Origin of the sequence: Kitasatospora cheerisanensis KCTC 2395, from assembly GCF_000696185.1 — a bacterium.
GTDB classification, from domain to species: Bacteria; Actinomycetota; Actinomycetes; order Streptomycetales; family Streptomycetaceae; genus Kitasatospora; species Kitasatospora cheerisanensis.
Window position 1 is genome coordinate 5,971,603 of sequence record NZ_KK853997.1, and the last position, 22,945, is coordinate 5,994,547.

Annotated in this window: 16 protein-coding genes, 1 rRNA gene and 5 pseudogenes; 17 read left to right on the top strand and 5 right to left on the bottom strand. The window is 71.9% G+C overall.

Annotation, left to right across the window (positions count from 1 at the left end; translation table 11 throughout):
• Positions 1 to 110 precede the first annotated feature (110 nt).
• The gene (locus tag KCH_RS26970; protein ID WP_035867248.1) at positions 111 to 1,241 is read right to left on the bottom strand and encodes an MBL fold metallo-hydrolase; all 1,131 of its coding nucleotides are present in this window, start codon (positions 1,239 to 1,241) and stop codon (positions 111 to 113) included.
• 248 nt (positions 1,242 to 1,489) lie between these two features.
• Here KCH_RS26970 and fabG point away from each other — a divergent pair, with 248 nt between their 5' ends.
• Together fabG and fabI are read left to right on the top strand one after the other, a co-directional pair.
• Entirely contained in the window at positions 1,490 to 2,209 is a 720-nt protein-coding gene (fabG, locus tag KCH_RS26975; RefSeq protein ID WP_035867251.1) for a 3-oxoacyl-[acyl-carrier-protein] reductase, read from the top strand.
• Positions 2,210 to 2,211: 2 nt separating this feature from the next.
• Positions 2,212 to 2,979, top strand: a complete 768-nt coding sequence (gene fabI / locus KCH_RS26980) for an enoyl-ACP reductase FabI (RefSeq protein WP_035867253.1) — start codon at positions 2,212 to 2,214, stop codon at positions 2,977 to 2,979.
• Between the two features lie 87 nt (positions 2,980 to 3,066).
• Here fabI and KCH_RS26985 read toward each other — a convergent pair whose 3' ends face one another.
• The gene (locus tag KCH_RS26985) at positions 3,067 to 3,732 is read right to left on the bottom strand and encodes a FadR/GntR family transcriptional regulator (protein ID WP_035867255.1); all 666 of its coding nucleotides are present in this window, start codon (positions 3,730 to 3,732) and stop codon (positions 3,067 to 3,069) included.
• A 286-nt stretch (positions 3,733 to 4,018) separates the two neighbouring features.
• On the opposite strand from KCH_RS26985, the pseudogene KCH_RS26990 reads away from it, so the two are divergent.
• The 3 genes and pseudogenes from KCH_RS26990 (at position 4,019) to KCH_RS26995 (ending at position 5,883) form a co-directional block, all read left to right on the top strand.
• Positions 4,019 to 5,094 (top strand): annotated as a pseudogene (locus tag KCH_RS26990) (MFS transporter).
• Positions 5,095 to 5,104: 10 nt separating this feature from the next.
• Complete coding sequence (locus KCH_RS46210; RefSeq protein ID WP_279635913.1) at positions 5,105 to 5,227, top strand: SGM_5486 family transporter-associated protein; 123 nt, start codon at positions 5,105 to 5,107, stop codon at positions 5,225 to 5,227.
• A gap of 128 nt (positions 5,228 to 5,355) precedes the next feature.
• Complete coding sequence (locus KCH_RS26995; protein WP_035867257.1) at positions 5,356 to 5,883, top strand: SixA phosphatase family protein; 528 nt, start codon at positions 5,356 to 5,358, stop codon at positions 5,881 to 5,883.
• A 60-nt stretch (positions 5,884 to 5,943) separates the two neighbouring features.
• On the opposite strand, the pseudogene serB reads toward KCH_RS26995, so the two are convergent.
• Positions 5,944 to 7,205, bottom strand: a pseudogene (serB, locus tag KCH_RS27000) (phosphoserine phosphatase SerB).
• 167 nt (positions 7,206 to 7,372) lie between these two features.
• On the opposite strand from serB, the pseudogene KCH_RS44990 reads away from it, so the two are divergent.
• The 4 genes and pseudogenes from KCH_RS44990 to KCH_RS27015 form a co-directional block, all read left to right on the top strand.
• Positions 7,373 to 7,609 (top strand): annotated as a pseudogene (locus KCH_RS44990) (FHA domain-containing protein); the annotation flags it as partial.
• A gap of 347 nt (positions 7,610 to 7,956) precedes the next feature.
• Positions 7,957 to 10,146 (top strand): ATP-binding cassette domain-containing protein, encoded by a 2,190-nt coding sequence (locus tag KCH_RS27005; protein ID WP_244305447.1) that lies wholly within the window; start codon positions 7,957 to 7,959, stop codon positions 10,144 to 10,146.
• Between the two features lie 108 nt (positions 10,147 to 10,254).
• Positions 10,255 to 11,397 (top strand): GAF domain-containing sensor histidine kinase, encoded by a 1,143-nt coding sequence (locus KCH_RS27010; protein ID WP_035867259.1) that lies wholly within the window; start codon positions 10,255 to 10,257, stop codon positions 11,395 to 11,397.
• A gap of 1 nt (position 11,398) precedes the next feature.
• Entirely contained in the window at positions 11,399 to 12,034 is a 636-nt protein-coding gene (locus KCH_RS27015) for a response regulator (protein WP_035873955.1), read from the top strand.
• A gap of 22 nt (positions 12,035 to 12,056) precedes the next feature.
• Here KCH_RS27015 and KCH_RS27020 read toward each other — a convergent pair whose 3' ends face one another.
• Positions 12,057 to 12,854 (bottom strand): hypothetical protein, encoded by a 798-nt coding sequence (locus tag KCH_RS27020; RefSeq protein ID WP_035867261.1) that lies wholly within the window; start codon positions 12,852 to 12,854, stop codon positions 12,057 to 12,059.
• 132 nt (positions 12,855 to 12,986) lie between these two features.
• On the opposite strand from KCH_RS27020, the gene KCH_RS27025 reads away from it, so the two are divergent.
• The 6 genes and pseudogenes from KCH_RS27025 (at position 12,987) to KCH_RS46215 (ending at position 18,709) form a co-directional block, all read left to right on the top strand.
• Positions 12,987 to 13,778, top strand: coding sequence for an ABC transporter ATP-binding protein (locus KCH_RS27025; protein WP_035867263.1), 792 nt, complete (start codon positions 12,987 to 12,989; stop codon positions 13,776 to 13,778).
• A 108-nt stretch (positions 13,779 to 13,886) separates the two neighbouring features.
• Entirely contained in the window at positions 13,887 to 14,312 is a 426-nt protein-coding gene (locus KCH_RS27030) for an NfeD family protein (RefSeq protein ID WP_244305448.1), read from the top strand.
• A 25-nt stretch (positions 14,313 to 14,337) separates the two neighbouring features.
• Positions 14,338 to 15,243 (top strand): annotated as a pseudogene (locus tag KCH_RS27035) (SPFH domain-containing protein); the annotation flags it as partial.
• Between the two features lie 272 nt (positions 15,244 to 15,515).
• Positions 15,516 to 16,282: pseudogene (locus KCH_RS27040) on the top strand (sulfite exporter TauE/SafE family protein).
• A gap of 52 nt (positions 16,283 to 16,334) precedes the next feature.
• Positions 16,335 to 16,631 carry a 4a-hydroxytetrahydrobiopterin dehydratase gene (locus tag KCH_RS27045; protein WP_035867265.1) on the top strand — a complete coding sequence of 99 codons (297 nt, stop codon included), beginning with the start codon at positions 16,335 to 16,337 and terminating at the stop codon, positions 16,629 to 16,631.
• Positions 16,632 to 16,729: 98 nt separating this feature from the next.
• The gene (locus tag KCH_RS46215; RefSeq protein ID WP_035867266.1) at positions 16,730 to 18,709 is read left to right on the top strand and encodes an outer membrane protein assembly factor BamB family protein; all 1,980 of its coding nucleotides are present in this window, start codon (positions 16,730 to 16,732) and stop codon (positions 18,707 to 18,709) included.
• A gap of 72 nt (positions 18,710 to 18,781) precedes the next feature.
• On the opposite strand, the gene KCH_RS27055 is transcribed toward KCH_RS46215, so the two are convergent.
• Entirely contained in the window at positions 18,782 to 19,291 is a 510-nt protein-coding gene (locus KCH_RS27055; protein ID WP_035867268.1) for an HNH endonuclease, read from the bottom strand.
• 213 nt (positions 19,292 to 19,504) lie between these two features.
• Here KCH_RS27055 and tyrS point away from each other — a divergent pair, with 213 nt between their 5' ends.
• Both tyrS and KCH_RS27065 read left to right on the top strand, forming a co-directional pair.
• Positions 19,505 to 20,770: a tyrosine--tRNA ligase gene (gene tyrS, locus KCH_RS27060; protein ID WP_035867269.1), complete on the top strand. Its 1,266-nt coding sequence runs from the start codon at positions 19,505 to 19,507 to the stop codon at positions 20,768 to 20,770.
• 583 nt (positions 20,771 to 21,353) lie between these two features.
• Positions 21,354 to 22,870 (top strand): 16S ribosomal RNA (locus KCH_RS27065).
• Positions 22,871 to 22,945 lie beyond the last annotated feature (75 nt).

The following is a 22,945-nucleotide window of genomic DNA, read 5'->3' on the forward strand; positions in this document are numbered from 1 at the left end:
TGCGGCGGGCCGCCCCCGGGCCGAGGGCACCCGATCGCATCATCCCCGTCGACCGGCCGTTCGGCCAGCAAATATTCCCCGCGCCGCCCTGACGGTGCGTCAGGCCGGTGCTACGCCAGCGCCTCCCACCAGCCGTCCAGCTCCGGCGGATCCGCCACCTCCACCCGCTGGCCGGGACGCGGCACCGCCAGTGGCACCCCCTGCGCCTTCGCCTCCGCCAGCAGCCGCTCCACCGGCTCCGCCCAGCGGTGCGGCGCCAGGTTGAACGTGCACCAGTGCACCGGCAGCAGCAGACCGCCGCGCAGCTCCAGGTGCGCCCGGACCGCGTCCTCCGGAGTCAGGTGGATGTCCGCCCACGCGTCGTCGTACGCGCCGATCGCCATCAACGCCGCGTCGAACGGGCCGTGCTGCTCGCCGATCCGGGCGAAACCCTCGAAGTAGCCGGAGTCACCGGTGAAGAACACCTTCCGCTCCGGCCCCGCCACCACCCACGAACCCCACAGCGTCGGATTGCGGACGAAGCCACGGCCCGAGAAGTGGTGCGCCGCGGTCAGCGTCAGCGTCAACTCGCCGAGCGTGCACGTCTCGTCCCAGTCCAGCTCGATGATCCGGTGCTCCGGCACGCCCCAGCGGCGCAGGTGCCCGCCGATGCCCAGCGGCACCGCGAACGGCGCCGACTGCAGCTCCACCAGCCGGCGCACCGTCGCCATGTCCAGGTGGTCGTAGTGGTCGTGCGAGATCAGCACCGCGTCCACCGGCGGCAGCGATGCCAGCTCCACCGGCACCGGGTGCAGCCGCTTCGGCCCCGCCAGGTGCGAGGGCGAGCAGCGGTCCGACCAGACCGGGTCCACCAGCACCCGGCAGCCGTCCAGCTCCAGCAGCGCCGACGCGTGCCCGAACCAGGTCACCGCCACGCCCTCGGACGCCGCCGCCGGCTGCTCGGGCGCCGCCAGCGGCACCGGCCCGGCCGGCACCCGCCCGTCCTTCTCGAACAGCATCCGGCGCAGCGTCGCCCCGTCCGGACGGCCCGGCGCACCCGGCGACACCAGCGACGGCGCGTTGTGGAACACCCCGTCCCGGAACTGCGGGGACACCCGCACCCGCGGGTCCAGCGGATCCGGGCGGCGCCCGAACTGGGCCGGCAGCTCCCGCAGCGCCCACGCCGCCGCACCCGCCACCGCCAGTGCCGCCACCGCCGTCAGCGCCCGGCGGCCGACCCGGCCAGGGTGTGCACCACTCATCGCGTCCGCTCCGATCGGCTCGCTCGAACCGGCGCCCCGGACTCTCCGAAGCACCCCCGGGGCAACGCCCGCCACCGGCCCGGCGTTCCCCGGACCCGGCCGCGACCCGGATTGTCGGGAAGCGACAGAACTCACCCGGGATTGCCTGTCGAAGGCCGCTTCGCCCGAGCTCGCACCCTACCGATAGCGTCACAGGTGGCTACGCGTGCGGTCGGCACGCGCACATCGACAGGGAAAGAGGTAGGCCGTTGAGCCGCTCGGTACTCGTCACCGGAGGTAACCGGGGGATCGGCCTGGCGATCGCCCAGAGCTTCGCCGAGGCCGGCGACAAGGTCGCCATCACCAGCCGCAACGGCGAGGTCCCCGCGGAACTCGCCAAGTACGACGTCCTCGCCGTCCGCGCCGACATCACCGACACCGAGCAGGTCGACGCCGCCTTCACGGAGATCGAGGCCGCCCACGGCCCGGTCGAGGTCCTGGTCGCCAACGCCGGCATCACCAAGGACACCCTGCTGCTGCGCATGTCCGAGGACGAGTTCACCTCCGTCCTGGACACCAACCTCACCGGCACCTTCCGGGTCGTCAAGCGCGCCGCCGCGAAGATGCTGCGCGCCCGCAAGGGCCGCGTGGTCCTGATCTCCTCCGTCGTGGGCCTCAGCGGCTCCGCCGGCCAGGCCAACTACGCCGCCTCCAAGGCCGGCCTGGTCGGCTTCGCCCGCTCGCTCGCCCGCGAGCTCGGCTCCCGCAACATCACCGTCAACGTGATCGCGCCCGGCTTCGTCGACACCGACATGACCGCGGTGCTCAGCGAGGAGCGCCGCAAGGAGATCGTCTCCGGCGTCCCCCTGGGCCGCTACGCCGCCCCCGCCGAGATCGCCTCGGCCGCGCGGTTCCTGGCCTCCGACGAGGCCGCGTACATCACCGGAGCCGTCATTCCCGTCGACGGCGGATTGGGCATGGGTCACTGACCATGACTGGAATTCTCGAAGGCAAGCGCATCCTGATCACCGGCGTGCTGATGGAGTCCTCCATCGCCTTCCACACCGCGAAGCTCGCGCAGGAGCAGGGCGCCGAGATCATCCTCACCGCCTTCCCCCGGCCCAGCCTCACCGAGCGGATCGCCAAGAAGCTCCCCAAGCCGGTCAAGGTCCTGGAACTCGACGTCTCCAACGCCGAGCAGCTGGCCGGCATCGCCGACCAGGTCCGCGAGCACCTGCCCACCCTGGACGGCATCGTCCACTCCATCGGCTTCGCCCCGCAGGACGCGCTCGGCGGCAACTTCCTGGACACCCCCTGGGAGTCCGTCGCCACCGCCATGAACGTCTCCGCGTTCTCGCTGAAGTCGCTCACCACGGCGCTGCTCCCGCTCATGCAGGACGGCGGCTCGGTCGTCGGCCTCACCTTCGACGCGCAGTTCGCCTGGCCGCAGTACGACTGGATGGGCCCGGCGAAGGCCGCCCTCGAGTCCACCAACCGCTACCTCGCCCGCTACCTCGGCGAGCGCGACATCCGCTGCAACCTGATCTCGGCGGGCCCGATCGGCTCGATGGCCGCGAAGTCGATCCCCGGCTTCCCGGACCTGGCCGCGACCTGGGACTCCCGCTCCCCGCTCAAGTGGGACCTCTCCGACCCGGAGCCGGCCGGCCGCGGCATCGTCGCGCTGCTCAGCGACTGGTTCCCGAAGACCACCGGCGAGATCATCCACGTCGACGGCGGTCTGCACGCGATCGGCGCGTAGCGCCCGACCGGGGCCCGTGGGGGCGCCTACCGGCCCGTCAGGGCAGGGGAGGCGCCCCCACGGGCCCCTCGTCGTCGGCCCCCGGGCTCAGTTCTTGCAGCGGCCGATGGCACGGCCGGCCGCCTCGGCGGCCTTCTCGACGTCGCCCGCGCGGATCGCGTCCAGGATGTCGGCGTGCGGAACCCAGCGGTGGGGGAGCAGGTCGGGGCCGACGTCGTGCCGGAGGTGGGCGAGCAGGACCTCGCCGAGGTCGGCGTAGATCGCGGCGAGGACGTCGTTGTGGGCGGCGGCCACCACGGCGTGGTGGAACGCGGCGTCGGCCTGGATGAAGTCCTCCGGGTCGCCCGCGTGCCAGGCGGCGTCGCGGCGGGCCAGGGCGGATTCGAGGAGTTCCAGGTCGCGCGCGGTGCGCCGGGTCGCGGCGAAGCCGGCGGCGGAGGTCTCCAGGGTGGCGCGGAGCTCGGCGACCTGGTCCTGGTCGGCGTCGGCGAAGCGGCGGTGCATGACGCCGGCGAGCTCGCTGGTGGCGAGGACGTAGGTGCCGGAGCCCTGGCGGATGTCGACCAGCCCGTTGTGGGCGAGGGCGCGGACGGCTTCGCGGATGGTGTTGCGGGCGACGCCGAGCTGGTCGACGAGTTCCGCCTCGGTGGGGATGCGTGATCCCACCGGCCACTCGCCCGAGGTGATCTGGGCCCGGAGCTGGGCGATCACCTGGTCGGAGAGCGGGGTGCGGCGAGTGGTCGACAGCGCCAAGATCGGCTCCTTCTGTGGTCTACCTCATCAGGATACCGGGGCGACGTAAGTCATCCCATGATTCTATGATTGCGCCATGTCTACCGCAGCAGACCCCTCCGCCCCCGAGACCGGGAGTCCCGCACCAGCCCCGACGTCCTCCGCCACCGCGACCGGCCCGTCCCCGGCGGTCCGCAACGGCGCCGCCGTGCTGCTCGCCGTCGGCGTGGCCGCCGCCGCGGTGAACCTGCGCCCCGTGGTGACCAGCCTCGGCGCGCTGCTCGACCCGGTCCGCGAGGGCCTCGGGATGAGCGCCACGCTGGCCGGCCTGCTCGCCGCGGTGCCGCCGCTGTGCTTCGCGCTGCTGGGCATCGCCGCGCCCGCCCTGGCCCGCAGACTGGGCCCGATGACCGTGGTGACGGCCGCCATGGGCGCCGTCGCGGCGGGCGTGCTGGCCCGCTCCTTCACCGGCTCCGCCGCGGTGTTCCTGCTGCTGACCGCGCTGGCGCTGGCCGGAGTGGCGCTGGCCAACGTGCTGCTGCCGGTGGTGATCAAGCGGTACTTCCCGGACCGGGTCGGCCCGATGATCGGCCTGTACTCGATGGCGCTGTCGGTCGGCACCGCGGCGGCCGCCGCCGCCACCGTCCCGCTGACGGACGCGCTCGGCGGCTCCTGGCGGATCGGCCTCGGGCTGTGGGGCCTGCCCGCGGTCGCGGCGCTGGTGCTGTGGCTGACCGTGCTGTTCCTGCGCCGCGAGAAGGGCGGCGCCCCGCCGTCGCCGCCCCGGTGCACGCCCGGCTGCCGATCCTGCGCAGCCGCACCGCGTGGGCGCTGGCCGCGTTCTTCGGCCTGCAGTCCACCAGCGCGTACAGCGCGATGGGCTGGCTGCCGAAGATCTACCACGACGCCGGGGTGTCGGAGTCCGCGTCCGGCGTGCTGCTGGCGCTGGTGATGGCGATCAGCGTGCCGATCTCCTTCGTGCTGCCGAACCTGGCCGCCCGCCGCGGCGACCAGCGGCTGTACGTGGTGGTGCTCGGGCTGTGCGGCATCGCCGGCTTCCTCGGCCTGATGCTGGCGGCCGGGACGGTGCCGTGGCTGTGGGCGATCCTGGTCGGCCTGTCGATGTGCGCGTTCCCGCTGGCGCTGACCATGCTCGGCCTGCGCGCCCGCACGCCGGGCGGGGTGACCCAGCTGTCGGCGTTCGCGCAGAGCCTGGGCTACCTGATCTCGATCCCGGGCCCGATCCTGATGGGCGCGCTCTACCAGGGCACCGGCGAGTGGTACCTGCCGCTGGGCCTGTTGGCGCTGCTGCTGGTGCCGCAGATCCTGGTCGGCCTGCGGGCGGCCAGGGCCCGGCACATCGAGGACGAGGCCGTCGGTTAGGCTCGGCGTCATGCCAGTACTCGACCCGAATCCCCAGGGCGGCCAGAAGAAGCTGCTGCAGATGCTCGGCCTGATCGCCGGGATCGTGGTGCTGCTCGCCGTCGTCGCGAGCATCGCCCAGAGCATGGGCTGACCCCGCGCAGGAGCCCACCTCGCGCACGGGCCGCCGCCCGCGCCGTTCCGGCGTCGCCGCCACCCGCAGGGGTGGCAGCTTCCCGGAGCGGGCGACCGGGCGGCGGTTTTCTGCGAAGCTCTAGGGGTATGAGCGCCGACACTCCCCGTAGGATCATCGTTCTTCGCCATGCCCGGGCCGACTGGCCCAACCAGGTCGACGACCACGACCGCCCGCTGGCCGACCGCGGGCGGGTCCAGGCCACCGAGGCCGGCCGCTGGCTCGCCGACTCCGGCGTCAACCCCGACCACGTCCTCTGCTCCACCGCCCTGCGCACCCGGGAGACCTGGAAGCTGGTCGCCCACGAGCTGCCGAAGCGGCCCCGGAAGACCGTGTACGAGGACCGGGTGTACGAGGCCCAGCCCGGCAAGCTGATCGAGGTGATCCAGGAGACCCCCGAGGAGCACGCCGACCTGCTGCTGGTCGGCCACAACCCCGGGGTGCTCGGCCTGACCCAGGTGCTGGCCGGCGACGAGGGCGACGCCGAGGCGCTCAACCGGATGCGGCTGAACGGCTTCCCGCCCGCCGCGGTGGCGGTGCTCAGCCTGGACGGCCCGTGGAAGCAGGTCGAGCCCGGCGTGGCCCGCCTCGACTCGTACTTCATGCCGCAGGACTGACCGCACCCGTGCGGAGGGGCGGGACCCGGCACCGGGTCCCGCCCCTCCGCACGACCCGGGTCAGTCCTCGGTCGGCGTGCCGTCCAGCTCGTCGGCCGCCTCGACCTCTTCCCGGGTGACGCCCAGCAGGTACAGCACGGTGTCCAGGAACGGCACGTTCACGGCGGTGTCGGCCTGCTCGCGGACCACCGGCTTGGCGTTGAACGCCACGCCCAGGCCGGCCGCGTTCAGCATGTCCAGGTCGTTGGCGCCGTCGCCGATCGCCACCGTCTGCTCCAGCGGCACCCCGGCCTGCTCGGCGAACCGGGCCAGCCAGCGGGCCTTGCCGGCCCGGTCGACGATCTCGCCGGTGACCCGGCCGGTGAACTTCCCGTCCGCCACCTCCAGGGTGTTGGCCGCCGCGAAGTCCAGGCCCAGGCGCTCCACCAGGTGCTCGGTGACCTGGGTGAAGCCGCCGGAGACGATCGCCACCTGGTAGCCGAGCCGCTTCAGGGTGCGGATCAGGGTGCGGGCGCCCGGAGTGAGCCGGACCTCCGCACGGACCTTCTCGGTGACCGCCGCGTCCAGGCCCGCCAGCAGCGCCACCCGGGCGCGCAGCGACTCGGCGAAGTCCAGCTCGCCGCGCATCGCCTGCGCCGTCACCTCGGCGACCTGCGCCTCGCAGCCCGCGTGGGCGGCGAACAGCTCGATCACCTCGTCCTGGATCAGCGTGGAGTCGACGTCCATCACCACCAGGCGCTTGGCCCGCCGGTGCAGCCCCGAGCGGACCACCGCGATGTCCACCCGCTGGACGGCGGCCTCCGCCGCCAGCACCGCGCGCAGCTCCTCGGTGGGCACGCCGGAGATGGTCAGCTCCACCGCCGTCACCGGGTACTTGGCCAGCCGGAACACCCGGTCGATGTTGCCGCCGGCCTCCGAGACCCGGGCCGACAGCGCGGCCACCGCGGCCGCCGTCAGCGGGTGGCCGAGCACCGTGACGTGCGAACGGCCCTCGCGGCGCGGACGGTTGTCGCCGGTGCCGGAGATGATCTCGGCCTGCAGCCGGTGCTCCTCGGCCCAGCGGTGCACCGTCACCCGCAGGGCGCCCTCGGCGCCCGGCGCGGGCGGGGAGTGACCAGGGCGCACAGCGTTATCCGGCCACGGGTGACCACCTGCTCGATGTCGATCACCTCGACCCCGAAACCGGCGAGCTCGGCGAACAGGCCCGCGGTGATGCCCGGGCGGTCCTTGCCGAACACCTTGACCAGCAGCGTCCGGTCGGTCTCGGTGCTCACGGGCGGCGCGGCGGAAAGGGCCTGAGCGGCCGGATCTGTTGCGTTCATGGTGCCCCCCACGCTACCCGGACCCTCCCCGCGCGGGCCGCGCGCGTCCGGGTCGTGGGACGCCCGCCGGACGCCCGGGCAGGTCCGGGAGCGGTCGCCGGGCGGTCACAGAACCGTGTCCCGGCTACCGGGCACCCCGGCCGGGCTGGAATGATTCCCCCCGTCAGATGCAACATCCTGGGGGACCGGAGAGCGGGGCGGGCGGAGAGTTGCCGCAACTCGTACTTGAAATCGACGGCCGGCAGCGGGTACTGGAACCCGGCCGCGCCTACACCATCGGCCGTGACCCGGCGTCGGACTTCCCGTTCGACGACGCCAGGGTCTCCTGGCGGCACGCCACCGTCAGCTTCGACGGCGCCGGCTGGCAGTTCACCGACCACGGCTCCACCAACGGCACCTTCGTGGCCGGCGCCCGGATCCAGCAGGCCGCCGTCCACCCCGGCACGGTGATCCACCTCGGCAACGGGCAGAACGGCCCCCGGCTGGCCTTCACCGCGCCCGCCACCGCGCCCGCGCAGCCCGGACAGCTGCACGAGGCCGCCACCACCCGCGCGCCCGGCCCGCAGGCCCAGCCGCCGTACCAGCAGCCGCAGTTCGGGCCGGCCCGGCCGCCCAGCAGGGGCACCGGCCGCCGGCGGTCGAGCAGCCGATCCCGCAGGGCTGGGACGCGCCCACGCCGCGGCCCGGCTTCCCGCAGCAGCAGAGCTTCCCGCCGCCGCAGCAGGGCTTCCCGGGCCAGGCCGCCGCACCGGTGCCGCAGCCGCCCTTCCCGCACGCCGCCGAGCAGCAGCAGTTCCAGCCGCAGCCGCCGCAGGCCTTCCAGCCGCCGGCGCAGCAGCAGAGCTTCCCGCCGCCGCAGGCCTTCCAGCCGCAGCAGCAGGCCCAGCCGCCCGCGCCGCAGCACCCGGCGGCGGCCGGCGGCCTCGGCAACCCGACCATGGTCCGCAGCCTGAGCGGCGGACGGACCATCCGGATCGGCCGCGCCCTGGACAACGACATCGTCGTCTCCGACCTCCAGGTCTCCCGGCACCACGCCGAACTGCGTCAACTCCCGGACGGCCGCTGGGAGATCGTCGACCTCGGCAGCCACAACGGGATCTTCCTGAACGGCCAGCCGACCCGCCGCCAGCTGATGGGACCGCAGGACCGGCTCACCGTCGGCCACTCCTCCTTCGTGCTGGTCGGCGACCAGTTGCAGGAGTTCGTCGACAACGGCGCCGTCACCTTCTCCGCCCACCACCTGACCGTCGAGGTCGACTTCAAGGGCGGCAAGAAGACCCTGCTCGGCGACGTCTCGTTCTCCGTCCCGGAGAAGTCCCTGGTCGCGGTGATCGGCCCGTCCGGCTCCGGCAAGTCCACCCTGCTGCGCGCCCTCACCGGCTACCGGCCCGCCGACCGCGGCGACGTGCTGTACGACGGCCGCAACCTGTACCGGCAGTTCGCCGAACTGCGCTCCCGGATCGGCCTGGTGCCGCAGTCCGAGATCCTGCACAAGGAACTCACCGTCCGCACCGCCCTCAAGTACGCGGCCCGGCTGCGCTTCCCCGGCGACACCGAGGCCGCCGAGCGCGACCGCCGGATCGACGAGGTGCTGTACGAACTCCGCCTGGACAAGCGCGCCGACAACCGGATCACCGCACTCTCCGGCGGCCAGCAGAAGCGCGTCTCGGTGGCGCTGGAGCTGCTCACCAAACCGTCGCTGATCTTCCTGGACGAGCCCACCTCCGGCCTCGACCCGGGCATGGACCGCGAGGTCATGCAGACCCTGCGCGGCCTCGCCGACGACGGCCGCACCGTCCTGGTGGTCACCCACTCGGTCGCCGAACTCGCGCTCTGCGACCGGCTGCTGGTGATGGCCCCCGGCGGCTCGGTGGCCTACTTCGGCCCGCCCGCGGAGGCCCTGCACTTCTTCGGCTACGAGACCTGGGCCGACGTCTTCCAGGCCTTCGAGAACTACCCCGACCACGACTGGGCCGGCCGCTACCGCAACTCGGTGCACCACCAGCAGTACTCGGCCAACGTCGACGCCGCCGTCACCCAGGCCCAGCCCAACGCGCTCAACCAGCTGCGCCCGCCCAAGCCGCAGAGCTGGGGCTCCCAGCTGTGGACGCTGATCCGCCGCTACCTCGCGGTGATCGCCTCCGACAAGGGCTTCATCGCCCTGTCGCTGCTGCTGCCGCTGGTGCTCGGCGCGGTCTCCGCGGTGATCCCCGACAAGTGCGGCCTGGCGCCGTGCGCCAGCAACGGCCGCAACGACGTCGCCCGGCTGATCCTGATGGTCGTCGCGTTCTCCGCCTGCCTGTCCGGCTCGGCGAACTCGGTCCGCGAACTGATCAAGGAACGGGCGATCTACGAACGGGAACGCGCCACCGGCCTGTCCCGGTCGGCGTACCTGATGTCGAAGATCATCGTGCTGGGCGCGATCAGCTTCCTGCAGGGCGGCATCATCTCCGCCATCGCCTTCAAGGTCCGCACCCTGCCCGCCGAGGGCCTGCTGCTGAAGCACCTGCCGGCCGCCGAGATGGCGATCGGCGTGATCCTGCTCAGCTTCACCTCGATGATGGTCGGCCTGGCCATCTCCTCGCTGGTGAAGACCGCCGAGAAGACCATGCCGCTGCTGGTGATGTTCGCCATCGTGCAGATGGTGTTCACCGGCGCGATCTTCCAGCTGTTCGACAAGCCCGGCCTGGAGCAGTTCGCCTGGCTGATGCCCGCCCGCTGGGGCGTCTCGGCCAGCGGCAACACCCTCGACCTGGCGCACATCTCCCCGGTCGTGATCGTCAAGCCGCCGGAGACCGGCCCGTACGACACGCTGTGGAACCACTCCGTCGGGATCATGTTCCTCAACTGGTTCATGATGATCGCCATCTCGGTCGGCCTGGCCTTCGCCATCCAGCGCTTCCAGAAGCGCCACGAGCCCGAGGTCATGCAGAAGGGCTGATCGTCCGACCGACCACCCGGAAGGGCCGGGGAGCACACGCTCCCCGGCCCTTCGACGTAGGTCCGTCGGCCGAGGCGGCAGCCATGATCGCGGCGGTAGCGTGGCCGCATGGACAGTCCCCCCGGGTGCGACCCCTCACTGAAGGGCATCGAGGCGGTCAGCGCCGCCGTCCTGGCGATGAGCCGCCCGCTCGAAGTGCGCGAGGTGCTCCGCCGGATCACCGCCTCCGCCCGCACCCTGCTCGGCGCCGAGTACGCCGCCCTCGGCCTGCCCGACGACCACGGCGGCTTCGCCCAGTTCGTGGTCGACGGCGTCAGCGACGACCAGTGGCGCGCCATCGGCCCGCTGCCCCGCCAGCACGGCGTCCTCGCCTCGATGCTGCACGACCGCGAACCCACCCGGCTCAAGGACGTCCGCACCGCCCCCGCCTTCGGCGGCTGGCCGGACGCCCACCCCGACATGACCGACTTCCTCGGCATGCCGATCATGGACGAGGACGAGATCGCCGGCGCCCTCTTCCTCGCCAACAAGCCCGGCGGCTTCACCGACCACGACGAGGAACTGCTGCGCATCCTGGTCGCCCACGCCGCCCTCGCCCTCGGCAACGCCCGGCTCTACGAACGCAGCCGCGAACTCACGCTCTCCGGCGAACGCGCCCGGATCGCCCACGACCTGCACGACGCCGTCTCGCAGAAGCTCTTCTCGCTGCGCCTCACCGCCCGCGCCGCCGCCACCCTGGTCGAACGCGACCCCGCCCGGGCCCGCGACAACCTCGCCGAGGTCGCCCGGCTGGCCGCCGAGGCCGCCGACGAACTGCGCGCCGTGGTCGTCGAGTTGCGCCCCGCCGCGCTGGAGGAGGACGGCCTGGTCGCCACCCTCGCCTCGCAGACCCAGGTGCTCGACCGGGCGCACAGCGCCAGCGTCCGCTTCACCGCCGACGGCGTCCGCGCCCTGCCCGCCGGCCAGGAGTCCGCCGTGCTGCGGGTCGCCCAGGAGGCCCTGCACAACGCGCTGCGGCACGCCCACGCGACGACCGTCACCGTCACCCTCACCGGAACCCCCGGGCGCGGCGCGAAACTCACCGTCGCCGACGACGGTCACGGCTTCGACCCCGAGTCGGTCCGCCGGGCCGGCCGCCACCTCGGCCTGGTGTCGATGCGCGACCGGGCCGCCGCGGTCGGCGGCCGGCTGTCCCTGGAGTCCGCCCCGGGCCGGGGCACCCTGGTCGAACTGGAGGTCCCCGGTGCCTGACATCGCGTCACCGATCCGCGTCCTGCTGGTGGACGACCACCAGGTGGTCCGCCGCGGCCTGCGCACCTTCCTGGAGGTGCAGGACGACATCGAGGTGGTCGGCGAGGCCGCCGACGGCGCCGAAGCCGTCGAACAGGCCGGCGCCCTCGCCCCCGACGTGGTGCTGATGGACCTCAAGATGCCCCGGGTCGACGGCATCGAGGCCCTGCGGCTGCTGCGCGAACAGGACAACCCCGCCAAGGTGCTGATCGTCACCAGCTTCACCGAGCACCGCACCATGGTCCCCGCGCTGCGCGCGGGCGCCGCCGGCTACGTGTACAAGGACGTCGACCCGGAGGCGCTCGCCGGAGCGATCCGCTCGGTGCACGCCGGCCACGTCCTGCTCCAGCCCGAACTCGCCGCCGCGCTGCTCGCCGAGGACGTCCCCGCACCCCCGCAGGGCCGCGGCGGCAGCCTCACCGACCGCGAACGCGAAGTGCTCTCGCACCTCGCCGACGGCCGCTCCAACCGGGAGATCGCCCGGGCGCTCCACCTCTCCGAGAAGACCGTGAAGACCCACGTGAGCAACATCCTGATGAAGCTGGACGTCGCCGACCGCACCCAGGCGGCGCTGTGGGCGGTCCGCAACCAGGGCTGACCGCCCAGGGGCCGACGGGCCGTCAGCCCCGCTCGTCGACGATCGCGTTGTACGCCGCGACCTGCGCCCGCCGGGCGGTGCGGTCCAGCGGGGCGAGGATCTCCCGGCGGGCCGCCATCTCCGAGGCGGAGACCGCCGCGCCGTGCCCGCCCGCCGCGATCCCCAGCAGCGCCGACACCTGCCGGGCCGACTCCAGCACCCGCACCGCGCGCGGCGGGTAGCCCGGCGCGAGCAGCTCCCGGTGCCCGCGGCGGCGGAAGTCCTCCAGGGCGCGCAGCGTCTCCGGCCCGGCCCCGGCCACGTCCAGCCGGGTCAGCATCACGGTGGCCTGCCGCAGCCCGTCCGCGAGCTCCCGCTCCGCCTCGTCCAGCGACGGCACGTCGGCCGGCAGCGCGTCCTCGACCGGCAGGCACTGCCACAGCACCCGCACGCCCTGGTCGCCCTCCGGGCCGTACACCTCGACCTCCGGCACCAGCCCGTACGGGACGCCCACCACGAGCACCGCCTCGCCGGCGCCCAGCGCCAGCGCGTTGAACGGCGGCGGCCCGGTCAGGCCCAGCGGGTGCCCGGCCACCGGCAGCGCCAGCCGCAGGCCCTTCGCGCCCAGCACCCGCAGCTTCCCCAGCGCCCAGGTCAGCCCGTGCAGCGAGTCCGGCTGCTCGCCGGGCAGGCCGGTCACCCGGTGCGCGTCGTCGACGCCCTGCACCGCGGCGGCCGCGTCGTCGGGGGAGCAGGCGCCGGCCAGCAGCGCGTTGCCCCACGCGGTGAGTCGCCCCGAACGGGGCTCTTGGTACGGATTGTCGGCAGGAGTCGCGAGCATCGGACCAGCCTACGGACAACCGGGCCGGGCGGGTGGCGTAGGTTTGGCCTGACACAGGTTGGACCGCACCCCGAGGACCTTCGCGCAGGTCCCACGGACGGCCGGATTCTTGCATTTGGGGAAGGCGTAGGCATGAGCGACGTGCTGGAGCTGGTGGACGTTTCCGTGGTCCGGGAGGGTCGTGCGCTCGTCGATCACGTGTCCTGGACGGTCAAGGAGGGCGAGCGCTGGGTGGTGCTCGGCCCGAACGGCGCGGGCAAGACCACGCTCCTGCAGATCGCCGGCGCCTACCTGTTCCCGAGCTCGGGCCAGGCCGTCGTCCTCGGCGAGAAGCTCGACCAGATCGACGTGTTCGAGCAGCGCGCCCGGATCGGCCTCGCCTCCGCCGCCATGTTCGACAAGCTGCCGGGCAAGCAGACCGTGCTGGAGACGGTGCTGACCGCCGCCTGGGGCCTGACCGTGCACGGCAAGGAGACCTACGAGAAGCCCGACGAGGCCCGCGCCCTCGCGCTGCTCGACCGGCTCGGCATGGCCGGCTTCACCGACCGCACGTTCGGCACCCTCTCCGAGGGCGAGCGCAAGCGCACCCTGATCGCCCGCGCCCTGATGACCGACCCCGAGCTGCTGCTGCTCGACGAGCCCGCCGCCGGCCTCGACCTCGGCGGCCGCGAGGACCTGGTGCGCCGCCTCGCCGCGCTCGCCCAGGACGAGTACGCGCCGTCCATGGTGATGGTCACCCACCACGTCGAGGAGATCGTCCCCGGCATGACCCACGTCCTGATGATCCGTCAGGGCAAGGTCATGACCGCCGGCCCGATCGAGACCACCCTCACCGCCCGCAACCTCTCGCACTGCTTCGGCCTGCCGCTGACCCTGGAGCAGCGCGGCGACCGCTGGACGGCGCAGGGCCTGCCGCTCGGCTGACGGCCGGATCCCGCCTCGAACGGAACCGGTCGCACAGGCGACCGGTTTCCCGGCACCTACCTGCGGGAAGCTACGCGGGAAGAGCCCTCACTTCCCTAGGATGGACGCGTGGACGGCTGGATCTGGTGGCTGCTGCTCGCAGTGGGCCTGGGCATTCCGCTGGTGGCGACCGCGGCGCCCGAATTCGCCATGTTCGCGGTCGGGGCCGGCGCGGCCGCCCTGACGGCCGGGCTCGGCGGCGGCACGGTCCCGCAGTTCCTGGTGTTCGTGGGGGTGTCGGCGGCGCTGCTGGTGTTCGTACGCCCGATCGCGTACCGCCAGCTCAAGAAGAGTCCGGAGTACCGGACGGGCGTGGCGGCGCTGACCGGCGCCACCGCAGTGGTACAGGAAACAGTCGACGGAGGGGACGGCGGCCGGATCAAGCTCAACGGCGAGATCTGGTCCGCCCGGGCACTCCACCCGGGCTCGGTCTTCGAGCCCGGCCAGCAGGTCGACGTCGTCGAAATCCAGGGCGCGACCGCCCTGGTCATCTAGGGGAGAAGCGTTGGAACCCGTCCTCATCGTGCTGATCGTCCTGGTCGTGGTGGCATTCATCGCCCTGATCAAGACGATCCAGGTGATTCCGCAGGCCAGCGCCGCGATCGTGGAGCGCTTCGGCCGCTACACCCGCACCCTCAGCGCCGGCCTGAACATCGTGGTGCCGTTCATCGACACCATCCGCAACCGCATCGACCTGCGCGAGCAGGTCGTCCCGTTCCCGCCGCAGCCGGTCATCACGTCGGACAACCTGGTCGTCAACATCGACACCGTCATCTACTACCAGGTGACCGACCCCCGGGCCGCGACCTACGAGGTGGCCAGCTACATCCAGGCCATCGAGCAGCTCACCGTCACCACCCTGCGCAACATCATCGGCTCCATGGACCTGGAGTCCACCCTGACCTCCCGCGAGGTCATCAACGCCGGCCTGCGCGGCGTCCTCGACGAGGCCACCGGCCGCTGGGGCATCCGGGTCAACCGGGTCGAGCTCAAGGCGATCGAGCCGCCGACCTCCATCCAGGACTCGATGGAGAAGCAGATGCGCGCCGACCGCGACAAGCGCGCCGCCATCCTCACCGCCGAAGGCGCCCGGCAGGCCCAGATCCTGCGCGCCGAGGGTGAGAAGCAGGCCGCCGTCCTCCAGGCCGAGGGCGAGGCGCAGGCCGCCGTGCTGAAGGCCGACGGTGAGGCCGCCGCGATCCGCACCGTCTTCGAGGCCATCCACGAGGGCGACGCCGACCAGAAGCTGCTCGCCTACCAGTACCTGCAGACCCTGCCCGAGCTCGCCAAGGGCGACGCCAACAAGCTGTGGATCATCCCCAGCGAGGTCGGCGACGCGCTCAAGGGCCTCGGCGGCGCCTTCCAGGGCGCGACCGGCGGCGGCAACGGCGCGGCCCCTCGGCCTCCGCCGTCACCCCGCCCGCCGCCCGCGTCCCGGTCGACCCCGCCACCGCCCCGCGGCCGGTCGACACCGAGCACAAGAACCTCCGCCCGCGGGTCGAGCCCACCCGCGAGTACCCGAAGATCGACGAGTAGCCGGCCCGCCCCCGCAGGCCCCGCTCCGCAGGCCCGCCCGTGCCAACGGGCGGGGCCTGCTCGTGTGTTGACCCCGTGTCGAATCCCGGACGACCCCTGGTCAAACGCCGACCCCTCCGGCATGATCAACCGGCCCGACAGCAGTCAACGAGGGGAAAGCAGATGACACTCTGGGAGGCGCTCGCCGTCCTGCTCGCCGGAACCGCCGCCGGCACGATCAACGCCATCGTCGGCTCCGGCACCCTGATCACCTTCCCCGTCCTGCTCGCCATCGGCCTGCCCCCGTCACCGCCAACGTCTCTAACACCCTCGGCCTCGCCCCCGGCTCGCTCGCCGGCGCCATCGGCTACCGCGCCGAACTCGCCGGCCAGGGACGCCGACTGCTCCGCTACGGCACCGCCTCGCTGATCGGCGGACTCACCGGCGCCGCCCTGCTGATCGTGCTCCCCGGCAAGGCCTTCGACGCCATCGTCCCGGTCCTCATCCTCACCGCCCTGGTCCTGGTCGTCCTGCAACCCCGGGTCGCCCGCGCGATGGCCGCCCGCCGCGCCGCCGGAACCCTGCCGCCCGCCACCGACGGCGGACCGCTGCTGCTCCTCCTGATCGCCCTCACCGGCGTCTACGGCGGCTACTTCGGCGCCGCCCAGGGCGTCCTGCTGCTCGCCCTGATGGGCATGCTGCTCCCCGACACCCTGCAGACGATCAACGGCATCAAGAACGTCCTCGCCCTGATCGTCAACGGCGTCGCCGCGGTCTTCTTCGTCCTCACCTCCCACATCGACTGGACCGCCGTCCTCCTGATCGCCGCCGGCTCCACCCTCGGCGGCATGCTCGGCGCCAGGATCGGCCGCCGCCTCCCGCCGATCGCCCTGCGCACCCTGATCGTCGTCGTCGGACTCGCCGCCGTCACCAAGCTCCTGTTCCTCTGAGCCGTCGTAGGCTCGGCCGCGACAGCCGCCGCACCCCCGGACGGAGACCGCCATGAGCCGCACCCGCCTCAGCGAGGACCAGATCACCGCCGCCCTCGCCGAACTCCCGCAGTGGACCCGCACCGGCGAGTCCCTCACACGCACCGCCGAGACCGCGAGCTTCCCCACCGCGATCAAGGTCGTCGACGCCGTCGCCGAACAGGCCGAGGCCCTCGACCACCACCCCGACATCGACATCCGCTGGCGCACCCTCACCTTCGTCCTCTCCACCCACAGCGCAGGCGGCCTGACCAGCCTCGACTTCACCCTCGCCCACCTGATCGACCGGGCCCTCGACGACGCCTCCTGACCCGCCGTCCGGCCCCCGCGCAACGCCCCGGCACAAGCCGTCCGCACGGCGTGAGATGCTGGCTGCTTGCCAGACCGCAGTCGGGACGGACGGAACGCATGGCTCAGGAACCCTCCACGACCCCCGGGTACGACCAGCAGCAGCCCTGGTACCCCCAGCCGCAGCCGTCCTACGGCGAGCAGCACGCGTACGGGCAGCAGCCGGTCCACGGCGAGCAGCCGGCCTACACCGAGCAGCAGCAGGCCTACGGCTACCCGCAGCCCGGGGGATACCTGGACCCGGCCGCCCAGCAGCAGCTCTACGGCCGCCCCGACCAGCCCCAGCAGGCGCAGGACTACGCCCAGGCGTACGGCCGGCAGCAGGGCTACGCCGACCCGCAGACGTACGGTCAGCAGGCCTACGGCCAGCAGGCGTACGGCTACCAGCAGCAGCCCGGGGGCCACCAGGACCCGGCCGCCCAGCAGCTGTACGCGCCCGCCGACCCGTTCGCGCAGCCGGAGACGGTGTCCGTGCCGGCCCCGTTCGAACAGCAGGCCGGGGCGCCCGCGTTCGAACAGCGGCCCGCCGCCGAGGCCGGCCCGGTGACCGCCACCGACTACCCGCAGACCAGCGCCCGGGACCCGTTCGCGCCCGGCGCCGACGGCACGTCAACTCCCGGCGCCCGCACCGCCGTCGACACCGACCCGGACGCCACCGCGCCGGCCGGCGGACTGGTCGCCCGGGCCCGCACCGCCGTCACCTCCGGCCCGGGCGCGCCCAGCAGGCGCGGCCTCGCCATCCGGATCGGCGCCGGCGTCGCCGCCCTCGCCGTGCTGGCCACCGCCGCCGTGCTGGCCACCTCCGAGGACGACGGCGGCAGCAAGACCCCCGACAAGCCCGGCCAGGGCGTCGCCCAGAACATCGCCGTCGCCCACACCAAGGCCTGGACCGCCGCCGCCGACCCGGCCGCCGCCGGAGCCCAGGGCCCCGACGACACCCTGGTCGGCAGCTGGCTGCTCGGCGACGCCGTGGTCCGCGCCGACGCCACCGGCGTGCACGCCTACGGCCTCGCCGACGGCAAGCCCGGCTGGACGCTCGCCCCGCCCGCCGACGGCGCCGTCCCCTGCGGACTCTCCCCGACCGTCAACTCCGCCGGCATCGGCGCCGTGGTCTACCGCCCCGCCGCCGACCCCAACAGCCCGTGCAGCACCGCCGTCGCCGTCGACACCAAGGCCGGAAAGGCAACCTGGTCCAAGACGCTGTCCGACGCCAAGGAGAAGTACGCCGCGCACGTCTCCGTCACCGACGACAAGGTGATCGCGGTCGGCGACGACAAGGCCGCCGCCTGGGCCGTCGCCGACGGCGCCGAAGCCTGGCAGTACGGCGGCCAGGGCAAGTTCTGCAGCATGTCCGGCAGCGCCGGCCCCACCACCGTCCTGCTGCACAGCAACTGCGCCGACTCCACCCCCGCCGACCAGGCCGTGGCGCTGAACACCTCCGACGGCAAGGTCAAGTACTGGCGGGGCCTCAACAACCAGCCGAAGACCGTCACGGTGCTCTCCGCCGAACCCGCCGTCGTCCTCACCACCGGCAACCAGCCCGCCGACGACCGGGTCTTCGCCTGGGGCGCCAACGGCGACCCCGGCGTCGAGATCCCGCTCGCCGTCGAGGGCGGCGGCCGGCTGGACGTCGCCCGCGGCAGCTTCGCCGCCGTCCCCGGCGTCTGGTTCCAGGGCACCAGCATGCTCGCCGCGATCGTCCCCGACTCCGGCGGCAGCCCCACCGCGATCACCGCCTACGACCTGGGCACCGGCAAGCCCCAGTGGCGCACCCCCGTCGCCGAGAAGGGCAAGTCCCGCCCGGCCGGCGTCGACAGCGGCGGCCTGCTGGTCGCCGTCGACGAGCGCGCCGACCAGCCCGCCCACCTCAGCCGCTTCGCCCTGGCCGGCGGCCAGGAGACCCAGGGCGGCGCCTTCCCGCAGGGCACCGGCTCGCTGCTCTCGGCCGGCCGGGTGCTCACCTCCGCCGGCCACGTGGTCGCCGTCCCCGAGCACGCCGCCAACTTCGGCATCGCCACCGCGTTCACCAGCAAGAGCTGACCGGCCGTCAGCCCCCGCCCGTACGACGACGGGCCCGACCTGTCCCCTGATCAGGTCGGGCCCGTCGGCCTTTCACGCGCCCGCCGGCAGCCAGGCGGCCAGCTCCCCGAGCTCACCCGCCCGCAGCCCGAGCGCGAGCATCAACGTCGCCTCCGGCGTCGGCTCGAACGGCCGCCGCAGCAGCCGCATCCCGGCCTGCTCCGGCGTGCGGTCCGCCTTCCGCTGGTTGTCCTCCGGGCAGGCCGCCACGGTGTTCAGCCAGCTGTCCGCCCCGCCGCGCGACCGCGGCACCACGTGGTCCACCGTGGTGGCCCGCCGGCCGCAGTACGCGCACCGGTGCTGGTCCCGCGCCAGCACACCCCGCCGCGACCACGGAGCCTGTTGTCGGAACGGCACCCGCACGTACCTGGTCAGCCTGATCACCCGCGGCACCGGCACCTGCACCCCCGAACCGCGCACCACCCGCAGCGGATGCGCCTGCTCGACCACCGCCTTGTCCTGCAGGACCAGCACCACGGCACGGCGCAGCGGCACCGTGCTCAGCGGTTCGTAGCTCGCGTTCAGGACAAGGGTGTTGCGCATGACGGGCCACCTCCGGTGCTCGCTCCGCCGGTCGGCGGTGGCACCACTGTGAACGCCCGCCCCGCCCCGAACAACGGAATTTCCGTCCCACCCACCGACCTGTCCCCGAACCCGCAGGCCGGGACCGCGTAGGCTCTACCCGCTGGAACCGTCCGGCGCGCAGCCCACCGGGCCGCACCGCGCCGGACCCACGACCGAAGGAGACGCGGGACCGTGACCGACATCGTCGACGAGCTCCAGTGGCGCGGGCTGATCGCCCTGTCCACTGACGAGGACGCACTGCGCAAGGCGTTCGCGGACGGCCCGGTCACGTTCTATTGCGGCTTCGACCCGACCGCCCCCAGCCTGCACCTCGGCAACCTGGTCCAGATCCTGACCATGCGCCGCATCCAGCAGGCCGGAAACCTCCCGCTCGGCCTGGTCGGCGGCGCCACCGGCCTGATCGGCGACCCCAAGCCCACCGCCGAGCGCGTCCTCAACGACCCCGAGACGGTGGCGGCCTGGGTCGAGCGCCTGCGCGGCCAGGTCTCCCGCTTCCTCGACTTCGACGGCCCCTACGCCGCGCGCATGGTCAACAACCTGGACTGGACGTCCGGCATGTCGGCGATCAGCCTGCTGCGCGACGTCGGCAAGTACTTCCGGGTCAACAACATGATCGCCAAGGAGGCGGTGGCCCGCCGGCTCAACTCCGACGCGGGCATCAGCTACACCGAGTTCAGCTACCAGATCCTGCAGGGCATGGACTACCTGGAGCTCAACCGCCGCTACGGCTGCACCCTGCAGACCGGCGGCAGCGACCAGTGGGGCAACCTCACCGCCGGCACCGACCTGATCCGCAAGGCCGAGAGCCGCTCCGTGCACGCCCTCGCCACCCCGCTGATCACCAAGGCCGACGGCACCAAGTTCGGCAAGACCGAGTCCGGCACCGTCTGGCTCGACCCCGAGCTCACCACCCCCTACGCCTTCTACCAGTTCTGGCTGAACGCCGACGACCGCGACGTCGCCAAGTTCCTGCGGATCTTCTCCTTCCGCTCCCGCGAGGAGATCGAGCAGCTGGAACGCGACACCGCCGAGCGCCCCGCCGCCCGCCTCGCCCAGCGCGCCCTCGCCGAGGAACTCACCACCCTGGTCCACGGCGCCGAACAGTACGAGCGCGCCGTCGCCGCCTCCAAGGCCCTCTTCGGCCAGGGCGACCTCGCCGACCTCGAACCCGCCACGCTGGCCGCCGCCCTCGCCGAGGTCCCCAAGGCCACCGTCGCCGAACTCGGCCAGATCGTCGACCTGCTGGTCGAATCCGGCCTGGCCCCCAGCCGCTCCGGCGCCCGCCGCACCATCAAGGAAGGCGGCGCCTACCTCAACAACGCCAAGGTCGCCGACGAGGAGGCCGTCGCCACCACCGACGACCTCCTGCACGGCCGCTGGCTGGTCCTCCGCCGGGGCAAGCGCAACCTGGCCGCGGTCGAACTCGCCGCGTCCTGACAGCTCCGCACCTTATTTTTCCGCCGGCCGGCCTGCGCCAGTTGGCTTGAAACACACCGCAGTTGACCTGCGGCCCACCCGTGGAGGGGCCGGATCCAGCCAGATCCGGCCCCTCGATGTTTGACTCGGCCGCCCGGGTGACCTAACGTAGTCCGAGTCGCTGGAACCGGTCCGAGACCGGGAGGCGGCCCCCAAACCCTGCCGAGCGACTCGTCGCGCGTCCATTCGAAATTCCGAGTGGAAATGCGGACTGAATAGCTCTGCTAGAGTCTGGGAGTGCCGAAAGGCGAAAACGCGGAAAGCGAATCGGATCGAAACTCCGGAAAACGGAGCGGAAAACATCTGATAAGCTGGAAACACGAAAGAACGAAGCGCCCGGAGGGTCCGCAGGAATGCGGCTCGAAGGAAGCGTCCGTTCCTTGAGAACTCAACAGCGTGCCAAAAGTCAACGCCAGATATGTTGACATCCCCGGCCAGCCGGTATCGGTTGGTTGGAGATTCCTTTATGAAGTAACACTAGCGAGGACGCAGTGCGCAGGACCGCCCTATTCCGGTGGTTGCTGTGCCGCTCCCCGTGGAGACATTCACGGAGAGTTTGATCCTGGCTCAGGACGAACGCTGGCGGCGTGCTTAACACATGCAAGTCGAACGGTGAAGCCCTTCGGGGTGGATCAGTGGCGAACGGGTGAGTAACACGTGGGGAATCTGCCCTGAACTCTGGGACAAGCCTTGGAAACGAGGTCTAATACCGGATACGACCTTCTCCCGCATGGGGGTTGGTGGAAAGCTCCGGCGGTTCAGGATGATCCCGCGGCCTATCAGCTTGTTGGTGGGGTAATGGCCTACCAAGGCGACGACGGGTAGCCGGCCTGAGAGGGCGACCGGCCACACTGGGACTGAGACACGGCCCAGACTCCTACGGGAGGCAGCAGTGGGGAATATTGCACAATGGGCGAAAGCCTGATGCAGCGACGCCGCGTGAGGGATGACGGCCTTCGGGTTGTAAACCTCTTTCAGCAGGGAAGAAGCGCAAGTGACGGTACCTGCAGAAGAAGCACCGGCTAACTACGTGCCAGCAGCCGCGGTAATACGTAGGGTGCGAGCGTTGTCCGGAATTATTGGGCGTAAAGAGCTCGTAGGCGGCCTGTCGCGTCGGATGTGAAAGCCCGGGGCTTAACCCCGGGTCTGCATTCGATACGGGCAGGCTGGAGTGTGGTAGGGGAGATCGGAATTCCTGGTGTAGCGGTGAAATGCGCAGATATCAGGAGGAACACCGGTGGCGAAGGCGGATCTCTGGGCCATTACTGACGCTGAGGAGCGAAAGCGTGGGGAGCGAACAGGATTAGATACCCTGGTAGTCCACGCCGTAAACGTTGGGAACTAGGTGTTGGCGACATTCCACGTCGTCGGTGCCGCAGCTAACGCATTAAGTTCCCCGCCTGGGGAGTACGGCCGCAAGGCTAAAACTCAAAGGAATTGACGGGGGCCCGCACAAGCAGCGGAGCATGTGGCTTAATTCGACGCAACGCGAAGAACCTTACCAAGGCTTGACATACACCGGAAACGCTCAGAGATGGGCGCCCCCTTGTGGTCGGTGTACAGGTGGTGCATGGTTGTCGTCAGCTCGTGTCGTGAGATGTTGGGTTAAGTCCCGCAACGAGCGCAACCCTTGTTCTGTGTTGCCAGCGAGTAATGTCGGGGACTCACAGGAGACTGCCGGGGTCAACTCGGAGGAAGGTGGGGACGACGTCAAATCATCATGCCCCTTATGTCTTGGGCTGCACACGTGCTACAATGGCCGGTACAAAGGGCTGCGATGCCGTGAGGCGGAGCGAATCCCAAAAAGCCGGTCTCAGTTCGGATTGGGGTCTGCAACTCGACCCCATGAAGTTGGAGTTGCTAGTAATCGCAGATCAGCATGCTGCGGTGAATACGTTCCCGGGCCTTGTACACACCGCCCGTCACGTCACGAAAGTCGGTAACACCCGAAGCCGGTGGCCTAACCCGTAAGGGGAGGAGCCGTCGAAGGTGGGACCAGCGATTGGGACGAAGTCGTAACAAGGTAGCCGTACCGGAAGGTGCGGCTGGATCACCTCCTTTCTAAGGAGCACATAGCCGCTTGCGAGCGAATGTCTCGCACGGTTGCTCATGGGTGGAACGTTGACTATTCGGCAC